Genomic DNA, 13,976 nt, shown 5'->3' on the forward strand with positions numbered 1-13,976 from the left:
CTTTTAGGGGCTTAGCCATGCCTGTGGAATTCATCGGGTTCGTGAGCAGTCAGAACCATTCTGAGATCATTCCGCCGGCGGAGCCGGTCATTGATCTCTCCCATATCGAAACTGCCGCCAAAATTCATGAGAATGGCGGTTTTGATCGGGTGCTGATTGCTTTCCACTCTAATTCTCCCGAGAGCATCCTGCTTGCCCAGCATGTTGCTGCCACGACGCGGACGCTTGGCCTTATGGTCGCACATCGCCCCGGGTTTACGGCACCGACTCTGGCCGCTCGCCAGTTTGCAACGCTTGACCAGATCAGTCGGGGCAGAGCTGCGGTGCATATCATCACAGGGGGAAGTGATACGGAGCTTCAGGCTGATGGTGATCATACCGTCAAGACGGAGCGATATGAACGGACCCGCGAGTACCTTGAAATCGTGCGCCGCGAATGGAGCAGCCAGAAGCCATTCGATTATCAGGGTAAATTCTATCGCGTTCGAGGTGCCCAGTCCCGGGTGCTGCCGTATCAGGGTGATGCCATTCCGGTTTATTTCGGTGGCTCCTCGGAGGAAGCCATCGCAGTAGCAGGTGAGCAGGCTGATGTTTATGCTCTATGGGGTGAAACCTATGAGCAGGTTCGTGAAACTATAGCCCGTGTTCGCGCTGCGGCGGAAAAGGCCGGCCGTAGCAATCTGCGGTTTTCGCTCTCTCTTCGGCCAATATTGGCTGAGACAGAGGAAGCCGCCTGGGCCAAAGCCGATGCCATTCTTGAGAAGGCCCGGGCTCTTCAGGAAAAGACGGGCTACACCCGCTCCACTATCATTCCGAATGAAGGATCACGTCGCCTTCTGGCTGCGGCCGAACAGGGCTCAAGGCTGGACAAGCGTCTCTGGACGGGCATTGCCGCACTAACAGGCGCCAAGGGGAATTCGACATCTCTTGTGGGAACGCCGGATCAGGTGGCTGAAGCACTCCTTGATTATTACCGCTTGGGAATTTCGACGTTCCTGATCCGTGGGTTCGATCCGCTGGTGGATGCCTACGACTATGGGCGCGATCTGTTGCCGCGCGTTCGAAAGCTGGTTGCGGAAGAAGATCAACGCACCGGTCTGAAGGCTGCCTGACGCATGAGAGACGCCTCCGTACCCTTGACGGTCATCAACCAGATCGGACCTGAAATCGGGAAACTCCTCACCGGACTGGACCACCATGTCCGGGTCATCACTCAAAACAGGGATGTGCCCGATCCATGGAATACGGGTACGGCTGATATCCTGCTGACTGGCCCGTCAGTAGCATGGCGAAATGCTCCTGCGAGCCCACCACCGAGCTGGAATTCTTCCCTGCGCTGGGTGCAGATTGCTTCGGCTGGAATTGACGGTTTTCCAGAATGGCTGCTTCAGGGGCGAGAGATTACGACAGGTCGCGGCAATGCGGCTGGCCCAATTGCTGAGTACGTCCTTCTTGCGCTTCTGGCCCAGGCCAAGCGGTTCGAAACGTTCAAACCCTTATCTCCCGAGGATTGGGTCCAGCAGGCTTCCGTCGTCAAGCATGAGACGCCATTGGGATCGCTGGCAGGGCAAACACTTGGTCTTGCGGGGTATGGGGCCATTGGGCAGGAAATTGCCCGTCTGGCGCGGAGTTTCGGGATGTCCGTTCTCGTCTGGCGCAGAAGCACGTGGACAGATGGAGAAGCCGTCCGGGAAGATGTGCAGCCTGTAGCTGATCTCGGGACGCTGTTTGAACGCTCCGATCATCTGGTGCTGGCTCTGCCGCTGACTTCAGAAACGGACAGGATCGTGGGAGCGGCTGTTTTGGCGCGAGCAAAGCCCGGGCTGCATCTCGTCAATGTGGCGCGTGGAAAGCTGATAGATGAAGCAGCGCTTCTCAGCAGTCTGGATCATGGACGTGTCGCGGCGGCTACGCTTGATGTTACGGCGCCGGAGCCTCCTCCTGCGGGGCATCCTTTTTATACTCACCCCAAAATTCGGCTGACGCCACACATTTCCTGGTCCGGGCCAGACGTGTTGGCCAGTCTGGGGCAGCGTATTACCCGAAATTTCGAAAATTTCCTTCAGGGGCAGCCACTGGAAGCCCGGTTGGATCTGAGCCGTGGATACTGATTTCTCAAGGAAGACTCTCATGAGTGCGACACAGCATAACATCTCGTCCCTGCAGGAAGTCCGTGCACGGACACACCGTCTTCAGCCCCGCAAGCCTGCAGCGACGTTTGAAGAGGAGCGGCTACACCGTAAGCAGCGTCTTGCCGCGACTTTTCGGCTATTCGGACGCTATGGCTTCGATCAGGGGCTTGCAGGCCATGTGACTGCCCGTGATCCGGAGTTCCCGGACCGGTACTGGATCAATCCGCTGGCTGTGCATTTCTCGCAGATCAAAGTTTCCGATCTTCAGCTTGTGGATCATGAAGGAAATATCCTGATCGGGGATCGCCCGATCAATACGGCTGGCTTTACCATTCATTCAGCTTTGCACCGTGCACGCCCAGACGTCGTGGCTGCGGCGCACACCCATTCCACATATGGCAAGGCGTTTTCTGCATTAGGAACTGAACTGCTACCCATCACGCAGGATTCCTGCGCTTTTTATGAGGACCATGCGGTCTTCGATCCTTTCAGTGGGGTAGTTCTGGATGACAGTGAAGGCGACCGTCTGGCCGCGACGCTGGGAAATCGGAAAGCTCTGATCCTTCAGAACCACGGTCTTCTGACTGCCGGGCCGACCGTTGAGGCCGTGGCATGGTGGTTCCTGGCTATGGACAACGCTGCCCATACCCAACTTCTGGCACAGGCCGCCGGACCGCTGAAGCCTATTGCGCCGGATATTGCACGGCTGACCGCCAGCCAGGTCGGAACTGCACAGGGCGCCTATTATTCATTCCAGCCCCTTTGGGACTGGATCGTCGCACTTGAGCCAGATCTGCTCGACTAAGGACTGCTAAATCAATGACGAGTATTGAGCCATTACGAGAGTTCGTTTCCGGATTTACGCGGCTTTTCGAAACACATTCGGACGCGGCGTCCATCCAGAAAGCGGGTGCAGAGCTTCTGAAAACCCTCGTCTTGCGAGATGACTGGTTGCCCGAAACTTATACCCGGCCACATCCGGAACGCTACAGCCAGTATCTCCTGCACTGTGATCCACTGGAGCGGTTTTCTGTCGTCAGTTTCGTCTGGGGGCCAGGACAGAAAACACCTTTGCACGATCATCGTGTATGGGGCCTGATTGGGATGCTGCGGGGCAAGGAAAGTGAAACGCAGTTCACACGAAAGGATGACGGAAGCTTTGAAAAAGGCGAAACCGACTTCCTCGAACCGGGTGAAGTCGCGTTTCTTGCGCCGGGGGTGAATGACTATCATCTCGTGGCCAATGCCCTGCCAGATAAGACATCAATTTCCATCCATGTGTATGGCGCCAATATCGGTGGGGTTTCGCGCGCCGTCTACGATGAGACCAGTGGCACCGAGAAGACCTTCATATCCGGATATTCGAGCGAGGATGTTCCCAATCTCTGGGATCGTTCTAGGAGCAAAGCTGCATGAACAGCATTACAAACCTTCTGCCAGTGACCTCTTCGGAAGACGTCCGGCAGAGCCTGAAAAACGGTGCTGAAATCGCGCTGCTGGATGTTCGGGAAGAGGGGCCATTTGCCTCGGCGCATCCGCTCTTTGCGGTCAATCTGCCTGTTGGGCGCATTGAGGAGCGCATTGCCGGGCTGGTACCCCGCAAGGATGCACCCATCGTTGTTTATGATAACGGGGAAGGCCGTACGGCAAAAGCTGTTCGACTGCTCCAGTCCCTTGGATATTCGGACGTCTCGGCGCTGGAGGGTGGTCTGGAGGGCTGGAAACGCTCCGGGGGTGAGATCTTCATTGATGTGAACGTCCCGTCCAAGGCGTTTGGCGAACTCGTCGAGCATGTCCGTCACACACCATCTCTCCCAGCGCGTGAGGTCCATGACAGAATCAAGCGCGGCGATGATCTTGTCATTCTCGATGCACGCCGGTTCATCGAATACAATGTCATGGCCATCCCTGGCGGTCGTTCAGTTCCGGGCGGCGAACTGGCGTTGCGGGTTCGGGATATTGCGCCTTCGCCGGAAACAACCGTGATTGTGAACTGTGCGGGACGGACAAGATCCATCATTGGCACGCAGTCCCTCGTCAATGCTGGAATTCCCAATCCGGTTTTTGCGCTTCGAAACGGTACGATTGGCTGGACGCTGGAAGGGCTTTCGCTCGAACATGGAGCCTCCCGTAAAGGAACAGAAGTCTCAGAGCAGAACCATCAGGCGGCCCGAGCGCGTGCTGAACTGCTGGCAGACAGGACGGGCGTCCGCTCCCTGACTGCGAAGGGACTGGAAGAACTGCTGGCCGATCCCAAACGCACTGTCTATCGACTGGATGTTCGTTCTCCTGAAGAATACGCGGAAGGTCATCTCAAGGATTTCCGTTCCGCACCAGGCGGCCAGCTTGTGCAGGCTACGGACGAATGGGTCGGAGTTCGGCATGGAACCATTGTTCTAACGGACGATGATGGGGTCCGGGCCAGAATGACGGCTCATTGGCTCCGACAACTGGGATGGAACGAAGTTTACGTTCTGGAAGAATGGAACGAACAACCCCTCGAAACTGGTCCGGAAGCCCCCTTACTCTCACGGCCATTGCCGGAGGTGAAAACGCTTTCCCCTGCAGAACTGCATAAGCGCCTTGAGGCTGACGACGTTCTGGTTCTGGATCTCGCCACCAGTCCAGTTTTTCGCAAAGGACATATTCCGGGCGCGAGGTTCGTCATCCGCCCGGATCTGGTATCTCATCCTGTCATTCGGCAGGCCAAGGAAATTGTTCTGGTCTCACCGAATGGTATTGCTGCTCATCTGGCAGCGCCGGACATTACCGGAGAAAATCGTCAGGTCCGGGTTCTAAAAGGGGGGACGGAAGCCTGGCAGGCTCATGGTTATGGGCTTGAAACAGGGTTTGATGACGCACAGGCTCTCTCAGCTTCCGATGATGTTTACAAACGTCCTTACGAGGGAACGGACAACGCATCAGAAGCCATGCAGGCTTATCTGGACTGGGAGTTCGGACTGGTCTCTCAGCTTGAGAAAGATGGAACCCACGGTTTCAGGGTTCTGGAAGACATCTGAACTTCGCTCAGATCCTTCTGTTTCCCGGCGACAAGGAAGTCGCCGGGCTTTTTTATCCCTGAATTTTCAATGCCTCACGGCCTGCTGCCAACAGGGCACTATCTCCCTGTGGTGTATGGATGCGCCCGCACAGAACATTTCGATAATGCCGCTCAAGCGGATTATCCTGGCTCAGACCGGGATTCCCGATGGCGGCAACCGCTTTGCCTACAGCTGTAATGGCATTTTCCGTGACAACCTGTTTGACGAGTCCGGCGCGGGCATCACTTTCTGTGCCTTGTTCCGAGAGAGCGATCGCATGGCCAATCAAAGCTTCGTTCGCCAGAAGGAGAGCATCGATCTCCCCCAGCAAAATCTGAAAACGAGGCAACGTTGCAAGGGATGCCCCGAGATTGGAAGGTACGCGGTTATGAAGAAATTCAACCAGCCAATCCCGCGCTGAAATGGCGATGCCATTATAAAGCCCCGCAATGACAACGGCATGCCAACTCGCAATCGCGACGGGACCACTCTTTTCTGCAGGAGAAGGCGCCAGCAGACCCAGATACCGTTCCGGGATCTCCACATCATCGAAGATGATCGTGTGGCTTCCCGTAGCGCGCATTCCGAGCTGATGCCAACTTTTCTCGATCCTTACACCTCTCAGGTCCAGAGGAACGAGAACCGGCCCGACTTTTGGCTCGGCGTCATCAGTTTTCGCCCACACTACACCCCACTGGAGCGCTGTAGACCCTGTTGAAAAAATCTTGCGCCCATTGATGCGCCATGCCGAGCCATGACGGCTAACTGTGGTGTCAGGCACTCCACCACGGGCAGGGGTTCCCAGTTCCGGCTCAACACGCAGCGCATTGATCAGCGCGCCTTCCTGATGAATGCTTTCGAAGAGCTCCTGTTTAACATCCTCTGACCACTGAGACGAATGAGAGAACGCGCCGGATTGCAGATATTGCATGGCCAGAATGAGAGCAGTTGAGGGGTCACCCTGCGCAAGGCGGCCGATAATCTGCGTCACTGTCCGTAAAGAAATGTCCTGGCCTCCAGCAGTCTTCGGCAGTGCCAGGGCAAGAAAGCCGGCTTCATGGAGATCGTGCAGGTTCTCAGTCGCAATGTTGCCGGTGCGATCATAACGTGGTGCACGTTCCACAAAGACCTGAACCAGTTCGTCGAGCGTCTTGTCCGTAGCGGCAGGATTGGTTGCGGGGGAAAATGGACTGTCACCCATGACGTTTCTCCGTCTTTCCTCATCTGGCAGATACTAGAGCGTATTTATTGGGGTGTGGAAACCGTCAGGTCGAAAGCATCTTCGAGCTTCCCTGCATCAGTCAGGAAACCGCCCGAACGATAAGCGTCTAAGGTTGTCTTCTCCTGTTGAATGATTTCTGGAGTTAAGGGCGCAGGAGAAGCGATAAGACGTTTGGCTACAGCCGCAGCAACAGGAAGAGGTAAACCCGTCTGTCGCGCGAGAATAGCCGCATACTCAACCTGATGTTTTGCCCCCCATGCATAGGCGGCCGTCACGCGCTTATAGAAATCTGCCAATTGAGCGTGTTTTGTCACCAGGGCTTCGTTAGTGGCGACAAAAAAGCTGTTGTTAGGCATGACATTTCGACCGTCCACGATGTTCCGTGCATGACCCTGAATGACAGCAAGTGAGACGTACGGCTCCCAGGTGGACCACGCATCAATCTGCCCTGTATCAAGCGCGGCCTTGGCCTGAGCAGGGGCAAGAAACACGATGTGAGGCGCGGGGGCAGGGATAGAACCGGAGGCAATCAGCCGTAGAAGAAGGAGATGGCCGATTGAGCCTTTGCCTGTCCCAATCCTTTTCCCAGCCAGATCTGCCGCAGTGTGAATGGGGGAAGATGGCCCGGTTACCACCGCAGTTGACTCTCCCCCACCTCTGGGAGGCACCAGAAAGGCGGCTTTGATAGGGAGATGAGCGCCCCAAGCAAAAAGGAACGGGCCATCTCCTGCAATTCCTGTGTCAACAGCATTTGCGGCGAGTGCCTGCAAAAGTGGAGCGGCAGCCTCAAATTCGGTCCATCGAAGAGTGTAGGGCAAGTTTTTGTCTTGTCCGGCGGCTTCGAGAAGGGCTTTCTGCTGCCCTTTCTGGTCGGCAACGATCAGGGTCTCTTCAGCATGCGCAAACGAGGTTCCCAACAGAACCGCAGCCATAAAAGGCAGGAATTTTCTCGCAGAAGCCATGAAAAACAACTCGTTCAGATCTGGGAAATGGACCCTGCGTATAACAGGAGAGCCTGTAACCTGACGGCATGTTTCTCCAGGCACAATTAAATCACGTCAAACATTGGTATTTAGAATATTAACCTGACACATACATGTAGAATAGGGAAAAGTGTCCATCCATTGCTGCCTGTGAGAGGACGCCCGATGTCAGATACCATCACACTGACTGGAACGTACAAGACTGCCGAAACCAAGAGAAAGGCTCTGAGTTTGCGTAGGCTTGTTTCCATAAGGCGCTTTGCATCTCCGCTTGTGCTGGTCTGCCTCTGGCAGGTCGCATGCTCCCTTGGGTTTCTTTCAACACGACTGGTCGCATCTCCGATCCAGATTGCGGTAACAGGCTGGACGCTGGTGCGTGACGGGACGCTTCCTTTCAATCTTGGCGTTTCGCTTTTGCGGGCAGGAAGCGGTCTGGGCATTGCCATCAGCGTTGGCGTGGCTTTAGCGCTTGTTTCTGGGCTGTCCCGTGTCGGGGAAGACGTTGTTGATGCCCCCCTTCAGATTTTGCGAACGTTGCCCGCTCTGGCGCTCGTTCCATTGTTCATCCTGTGGTTCGGCATTGGCGAAACACCCAAGATCCTGCTTGTTGCCCTTGGGGCGACATTCCCGATCTATCTGAACCTGCATAAGGGCATCCGGTCCATTGATCCGAAACTCGTGGAAATGTCATCCACGCTTGGCCTGTCACGGTGGCAGACGATCAGGGATGTCTTCCTTCCCGGGGCATTGCCTGATTTCCTGACCGGACTGCGGTATGCCGTGGGGGTCTCCTGGCTGATGCTTGTGGTGGCCGAGCAAGTGAATGCGGAAAGTGGCATTGGACACATGATGATGGACGCTCAGGACTTTCTGCGCACGGACATCATTCTTGTGGGGCTACTGGTTTACGGTGTGCTCGGCCTGATATCGGACCAGATCGTGCGCTTTCTGGAAAGCACCCTGCTGGCCTGGCGGCCCGACGGACGAAAAGGGCGTACAGCATGACACACGCACAAGCGTACTCGAAGGCTGATCGCGGCACAGCAGTGATTGTGGAGCAACTGACGCGACGGTTCAACAATGGCCCTCCTGTTCTGGATGGACTGGATCTGGCGATTGCTCCTGGTGAGTTTGTTGCTCTGCTGGGGCATAGCGGTTCTGGGAAGTCCACGTTGTTGAGAACGCTGGCCGGACTTGACCCGGTAACAGACGGAGCTGTGACCAGACCACGTGAAGTTTCAGTCGTGTTCCAAGAGCATCGGCTTCTTCCATGGAAACGCGTGTGGAAGAATGTTGTGCTGGGGCAGGAAGACAATGGCATCCGGGAGCGTGCGGAGACCGTTTTGGAAGAAGTAGGCCTGGCTCATCGAAGCAATGCTTGGCCGCTCACGCTCTCCGGCGGCGAAGCCCAACGTGCAGCGCTTGCCCGTGCGCTTGTGAGAGAGCCCGCATTTCTAATGCTGGATGAGCCATTCGCAGCTCTGGATGCTCTAACGCGGCTAAAGATGCAGCACCTTGTCGCAGATCTCTGGAAAAAACACAGGTGTGCGGTTTTGCTCGTAACCCACGACGTGGACGAAGCTCTTCTGCTTGCCGACCGGGCTGTGGTGCTTGAGCGGGGGCGCATTCGCGTAGATGTTCCCATTACCATACCGCGTCCTAGACGACACTCTGATCCAGCGTTCGAGGAACTGCGTAGCCTGTTACTCAATGCGCTGGGCGTGCATGCTGCATAAGTCCGTATTTCTCATAAGGCCAAATTTCATGACGACTGCCCCTGACCGTGCTCCGGAGTCTTCTATCCTGCCGGTTATTCTCAATCGCTGGTCTCCACGGGCCTTTCAGCCTGAGGAAATTGATCCGAAAGACCTGCAAGTTTTCCTGGATGCGGGACGTTGGGCACCTTCAGCTTACAATATCCAGCCCTGGCGCTTCATTCACGCACGCCGGAATACGCCGGATTGGGACCGGTTCCTGTCATGGCTGATCCCGTTCAACCGAAGCTGGGCCGAAAATGCCTCAGCGATCATTTACATCGTGTCCAGAACAATCACCATTTCTGGTAGAACAGGTGAACCTTCTCCGGTGCCGACGCATGCTTTTGATGCCGGTGCCGCTTCTGTTCTCATACAGCTTCAGGCCTCACAGGCGGGATGGGCCGTTCATCCGATCAGTGGCTTCGACCACGATCTGACTCAGGCAGGACTGGAACTTCCGGAGGATTATCAGGTGCATGCAGCTCTTGTGATTGGCCGTCAGGCCGATGCCGCCGCCCTGCCGGAAGGGCTGCGTCAGCGTGAACAGCCTTCCGATCGCCTGCCGCTTGAGAAAGTCGCTTTTGAAGGCCGTTTCAGCCCTGACGATCAGTAAGACAAAGGCCGCGCCTTTCCTTCTTTAGGGAGGGCGCTTTCGTCCAGTTTTTCTAATGAATATCCTTTTCCAAAATCACGATTATTTCGAATATTTTTATTTTACGATGAAGAGATAATACAAATGGAGAATCGTTATGGTTCACTTCATCGGTTATATTGGTTTCAATAATAGATCTGAAATTCATGCAGGCGTTCGCGATCGCGCGCTGGATCTTTCCTACGTTCGCGAAGCCTTGCAGGTTCAGGAAGAGGGCGGCTTTGACCGCGTCCTGATTCCGTTTGGCTCCAATTCTCCCGAGAGCCAGCTTGTGGCAGCTTATGGAGCGGCTTTAACCAGCCGGCTGGGGTTTCTGGTCGCACATCGCCCTGGCTTTACGCAGCCTACACTTGCCGCTCGGCAGCTCGCAACGCTTGATCAGCTTTCGCAGGGCCGTGTGGCCGTTCATATCATCACCGGGGGCGCAGATACTGAAATGGCCCGCGACGGGGACGTCGGTACAACCAAGGCGGAACGTTATGTCCGCAGCGACGAATATCTCGATATTCTGAAGCAGGAATGGAGTGCTTCCACACCGTTCGATCATGACGGGCGTTTCTACCATATTCGGCAGGCACAGAGTTCCATCCACCCGCAGAATCTTCCGGTTTTCTTCGGTGGCACTTCTGCTGAAGCCCTGGATGTCGCGGGAAAACATGCTGACGTTTATGCAACGTGGGGGGAAACGTTGGACGCAACCCGCGAAATTGTCAGTCGTGTAAGGTCTTCTGCTGCCCGCCATGGTCGAACAATTGGTTTTTCCCTGTCTCTGCGTCCAATTATCGCGGATACGGAAGATGCTGCCTGGAAGCGGGCAGAGGAGGTCGAAAATCTTGTGCGTGCGACCCGAGAACAGTCTGGATTGCCCGTCACGGATCATCAACCGCCGAATGATGGTTCACGCCGCTTGCTGGAAACGGCGACTACCCGTCGGCGGGATGAACGTCTCTGGACGGGTGTTGCCAGCCTGACCGGCGCTGCCGGAAATTCGACCGGGCTGGTTGGGACGCCTGAACAGGTCGCAGACGCTCTGGTGGAATATTACAAGCTGGGTATCGACAACTTCCTGATCCGGGGATTTGAGCCGCTGGAAGATGCGCGACGTTACGGTCGTGATCTTATTCCGCTTGTTCGGGAGAAAATTGCTGCTCTTGAAGCACAGCCATCACGCGCTGCCGGATAAAAAACAAAAGGGGAGACCTTTGTCTCCCCTCAATAGGTCTCAGGGTGATCTGGCACGTCGAAAGACGTCTTCCATACGCCAGTGCTGATTTCTAAGCTCTTCGTGAACTGACCACTCATCCCAGCCGGAATTCCGGCGATACTCCCCAAGCAGGCCTGATGCTTCCAGAATCTCCGCATCCTGTGGATGCGCCTGGGTGGCGTCTGGATGAACGTAAATGGCGTCTGTTTTGCAGTAAAGCTCGCAAAGGAAACAGGTCTGGCAGTCTGCCTGATAGGCAATGATGGGCGGCTGTCCTTCGCGAGGGCTTAAAACATCGCGCGGGCAGACCTCCACACAGATATTGCAGGCCGTGCAATGGGTCTCAACAATCAGTTCGATCATGAGAGTACTTTCGCTGGGACAGAGCGGGTCCACGGTTTTGTAAGGCCGCCGCTCAGAATATGGGCGGGCATGGCAACACTTTCAGCATCACAGCGATAGTGAAGTCCCCGGCTTTCCTTCCGGGCCAGAGCGCTTGCCGTACACCAGCGCGCAACCGCCGTAAGGGCCTTCAATTCCTGATGTCGAAGCCGTGCGCGCGCTCCTGCCTGATGGACATCGCCAAGCGACAGACGCTCCCACGCGTCTTCCAGTACCTGAGACGACTGTTTCAGGGATGATGCTGTTCGGAAATACTGTTTATTTGGAGACAGCATTTCACGCTGAACAGCGTGTTCGACGGCCGTGGAATCCCCGGCAATGGCTTCGTATTCTGGCAGTGTGACGGGCTCTTTCGGGGAGCGTCGCTGCCTGCGTGTGTAAGCAACAGCTGCCTCTGCTGCGATGCAACCGGAAGACAGGGCCCAGGCCGCATTGACGGCACCACCTCCTGATATGGCGCCAGTTACAGGTTCTCGCGAAGCTACATCGCCAGAGACATAGAGTCCCGGAACGCCACAGCCACTTTGCCTGTCCATGACACGGATGCCGCCGACGCCGCGAATTGTTCCTTCACCCACCAGAGAAACGGGGAATTTTTGGGAAAAAGGATCTATTCCAAGGCGCTGAAAAGTTATCGGCACATTTGGAGAAATCTGCGGCAGCTGTCTGCGAATGTCCTCTGGGACGCCCGAGAGATCACAGAAGACCTGCCCCTTTTTCAAAGCTCTGGCGAGAAAGCTATTGTCGTGTGAGCCAGGCGGTCGTTCAAGTTCGTGACCAGCAGCATCATAATATCGCGCAAAACTATAGATCATGGTTCGGGCCATTGTCGTGTTAGCCGGAACGATCGTGAAAAAGGCCGAAAATTCCATTCCGGAGAAACAGGCCCCAGCGTCAGCGGCCATCAGAAGCCCGTCTCCGGTATTGTTTGCACTCCCCAGAAGGTGGGACCGGAAAGCACACCCTCCAGTTGCCAGAATGGTAGCACCAGAACGGACGATCCATTGATCATGTCCTGATTTCAGAGACACCCCCGTAGCGCCCGCAATACTGGTATCCTCATGGCGAAGCAGGGCCAGGGCAGGGCTATGATCCAGTACAGTTACACCGCACTCCAGCGCCTTCTGGCGAAGAGCGCGAAGATATTCCGGGCCACGCAGGGCATGGTATCTGACCTTCCCGTTATCATCCTGCGTATAGCGATAATGGCTGGCAATGGTGGGCAGGGTTCGGAATGTCCGGTCAATAATGGTTTCCATCCAGTCCGCGTCGCCCAGTCCCTGTGCGGTTTCAAGGCGCCGAGCAATAGCATCGCGGCGAAGAGTTCCGTCAGGGGGGATGAACCAGTGCCCCGGGCCAGCAGAGGCTGCTACCCCTGCAGTTCCACAATATCCTTTTTCAGCAACAACAACTCTGGCGCCCGTCTGAGCTGCGGTAATAGCCGCCCAGCATCCTGCCAGCCCGCCACCGATAATCAGAACGTCTGCCTCCAGCCGAAGAGACGACGAGAACTTCACAGACGGGAACTCTGGCGATCCAGCGCGTCAGAGAGAACAGGAGAGAAGATTGGCGCGGGATCTGTTCCAGGGGGAAGGAAACCGGTTCTGACAAAGGTGTTTGCTATCTCCTGCGCCGAGGTAATGTCGTTTTTATGCCAGGAGCGCAGATGATAGGGTCGGTTCTGGTTTTGCAGATAGTTCAACACCAGAGGTTCAGGCACCTGTATTACGGGTGATACAGCGCGCGCCCAGCGCGGCTTATCGTGACTTAAGATGGAATAAGCCTTGTTGAGCCGCCCAAGATAATCTGCAGCAGCGACGCGGAAGGCCTGATCTTTCAGACGGAGCGGATTGGCACCAATGAAATAATGGCCTGAAAGAATGTCAGCAGCACTTTGCAGGATGCGAGCCGTTCCGTCAGATTCCAGCATCTGAATGGCATATCCATATGTTGCCCATCCATCGAGGCTGCCTGATTTCATGGCCGTTAGCCCTTCGCTGATGCTGAGCGCGACAGGCGTGATATCGTGCCAGGAAAGACCATGCTGTTCCAGCATCCGGATCAGAAAGTAATGGGCTGTTGTGGCCTTGATATAGCCAATTCTCTTGCCTTTAAGGTCCTCGATTGATTTCGCAGTCGACTGTGTCGGAACAAGCAGGACCTGATCGGTTGTCGGCCCCTCCAGCGTTGCAACGATGGAAATCCGTGCTCCGGATGTGGCCGCAAAGACCATCGGAATTTCGCTCCAGCCGCCGATACCCAAGGCATCGGCATTAATGGCCTGAGCAATGATGTTTCCTGAATTAAACTCGCTGAAACTGACCTTGTAGGGAAAGTCATCAAGTCTCGTTTCTTTAAGAAGCGTCTGGTCCGCCCCGCGGAACGTGGCCGCTCTCAGCGTAATGTGGGAGATGTCTTCTGTCTGAGCCGCCAGCCCCTGGGGCAACAGTCTCGAACCCGCAGCAGCAGCAGCAGATGCGAGGCCAAGAAAACTACGACGCTTTACGGCAGACGGAGACAGGGGCATGAAATCACACCTAAATATTAATGCTATTGCACGTTCAAATTATTATTTAAACCAAA

The 13,976-nt window shown here is 55.6% G+C and carries 14 protein-coding genes; 9 read left to right on the forward strand and 5 right to left on the reverse strand.

What is annotated here, in order from left to right; all coding sequences use genetic code 11:
• The first annotated feature begins 17 nt into the window (after positions 1 to 17).
• Genes ABF979_RS07825 through ABF979_RS07845 form a run of 5 tightly spaced genes read left to right on the forward strand, consistent with a single transcriptional unit; the run spans position 18 to position 5,152 of the window.
• Positions 18 to 1,112: an LLM class flavin-dependent oxidoreductase gene (locus tag ABF979_RS07825; protein WP_202208256.1), complete on the forward strand. Its 1,095-nt coding sequence runs from the start codon at positions 18 to 20 to the stop codon at positions 1,110 to 1,112.
• Positions 1,113 to 1,115: 3 nt separating this feature from the next.
• On the forward strand, positions 1,116 to 2,111 hold the full coding sequence (locus ABF979_RS07830; RefSeq protein ID WP_415558954.1) for an NAD(P)-dependent oxidoreductase: 996 nt from the start codon (positions 1,116 to 1,118) through the stop codon (positions 2,109 to 2,111).
• Between the two features lie 19 nt (positions 2,112 to 2,130).
• Positions 2,131 to 2,937, forward strand: a complete 807-nt coding sequence (locus ABF979_RS07835) for a class II aldolase/adducin family protein (RefSeq protein ID WP_099182354.1) — start codon at positions 2,131 to 2,133, stop codon at positions 2,935 to 2,937.
• A gap of 14 nt (positions 2,938 to 2,951) precedes the next feature.
• Positions 2,952 to 3,548, forward strand: coding sequence for a cysteine dioxygenase (locus ABF979_RS07840; protein ID WP_415558956.1), 597 nt, complete (start codon positions 2,952 to 2,954; stop codon positions 3,546 to 3,548).
• Complete coding sequence (locus tag ABF979_RS07845; protein WP_215750412.1) at positions 3,545 to 5,152, forward strand: rhodanese-like domain-containing protein; 1,608 nt, start codon at positions 3,545 to 3,547, stop codon at positions 5,150 to 5,152. The genes ABF979_RS07840 and ABF979_RS07845 overlap by 4 nt, the downstream gene beginning before the upstream one ends.
• A 52-nt stretch (positions 5,153 to 5,204) precedes the next feature.
• Here ABF979_RS07845 and ABF979_RS07850 read toward each other — a convergent pair whose 3' ends face one another.
• Together ABF979_RS07850 and ABF979_RS07855 are read right to left on the reverse strand one after the other, a co-directional pair.
• Positions 5,205 to 6,374, reverse strand: coding sequence for an acyl-CoA dehydrogenase family protein (locus ABF979_RS07850; protein ID WP_415558959.1), 1,170 nt, complete (start codon positions 6,372 to 6,374; stop codon positions 5,205 to 5,207).
• Positions 6,375 to 6,418: 44 nt separating this feature from the next.
• Positions 6,419 to 7,357 (reverse strand): ABC transporter substrate-binding protein, encoded by a 939-nt coding sequence (locus tag ABF979_RS07855; protein WP_215750414.1) that lies wholly within the window; start codon positions 7,355 to 7,357, stop codon positions 6,419 to 6,421.
• Between the two features lie 186 nt (positions 7,358 to 7,543).
• On the opposite strand from ABF979_RS07855, the gene ABF979_RS07860 reads away from it, so the two are divergent.
• The 4 genes from ABF979_RS07860 to ABF979_RS07875 all read left to right on the forward strand — a co-directional run bounded on the left by ABF979_RS07860 (position 7,544) and on the right by ABF979_RS07875 (position 10,970).
• On the forward strand, positions 7,544 to 8,383 hold the full coding sequence (locus ABF979_RS07860; protein WP_202208242.1) for an ABC transporter permease: 840 nt from the start codon (positions 7,544 to 7,546) through the stop codon (positions 8,381 to 8,383).
• Entirely contained in the window at positions 8,380 to 9,114 is a 735-nt protein-coding gene (locus tag ABF979_RS07865; RefSeq protein ID WP_215768916.1) for an ABC transporter ATP-binding protein, read from the forward strand. The genes ABF979_RS07860 and ABF979_RS07865 overlap by 4 nt, the downstream gene beginning before the upstream one ends.
• A 28-nt stretch (positions 9,115 to 9,142) precedes the next feature.
• The gene (locus ABF979_RS07870; RefSeq protein WP_415558962.1) at positions 9,143 to 9,748 is read left to right on the forward strand and encodes a nitroreductase family protein; all 606 of its coding nucleotides are present in this window, start codon (positions 9,143 to 9,145) and stop codon (positions 9,746 to 9,748) included.
• A 136-nt stretch (positions 9,749 to 9,884) separates the two neighbouring features.
• Entirely contained in the window at positions 9,885 to 10,970 is a 1,086-nt protein-coding gene (locus ABF979_RS07875) for an LLM class flavin-dependent oxidoreductase (RefSeq protein ID WP_415558964.1), read from the forward strand.
• Between the two features lie 39 nt (positions 10,971 to 11,009).
• Here ABF979_RS07875 and ABF979_RS07880 read toward each other — a convergent pair whose 3' ends face one another.
• The 3 genes from ABF979_RS07880 to ABF979_RS07890 are packed head-to-tail and all read right to left on the reverse strand — an operon-like array spanning position 11,010 to position 13,920.
• On the reverse strand, positions 11,010 to 11,354 hold the full coding sequence (locus ABF979_RS07880) for a 4Fe-4S binding protein (RefSeq protein WP_415558966.1): 345 nt from the start codon (positions 11,352 to 11,354) through the stop codon (positions 11,010 to 11,012).
• Positions 11,351 to 12,910: an FAD-dependent oxidoreductase gene (locus ABF979_RS07885; RefSeq protein WP_415558967.1), complete on the reverse strand. Its 1,560-nt coding sequence runs from the start codon at positions 12,908 to 12,910 to the stop codon at positions 11,351 to 11,353. The genes ABF979_RS07880 and ABF979_RS07885 overlap by 4 nt, the downstream gene beginning before the upstream one ends.
• Positions 12,907 to 13,920 (reverse strand): ABC transporter substrate-binding protein, encoded by a 1,014-nt coding sequence (locus ABF979_RS07890; protein ID WP_415558969.1) that lies wholly within the window; start codon positions 13,918 to 13,920, stop codon positions 12,907 to 12,909. The genes ABF979_RS07885 and ABF979_RS07890 overlap by 4 nt, the downstream gene beginning before the upstream one ends.
• Positions 13,921 to 13,976: the final 56 nt, after the last annotated feature.

It is taken from the genome of Gluconobacter sp. (assembly GCF_047723935.1).
Lineage (GTDB): Bacteria > Pseudomonadota > Alphaproteobacteria > Acetobacterales > Acetobacteraceae > Gluconobacter.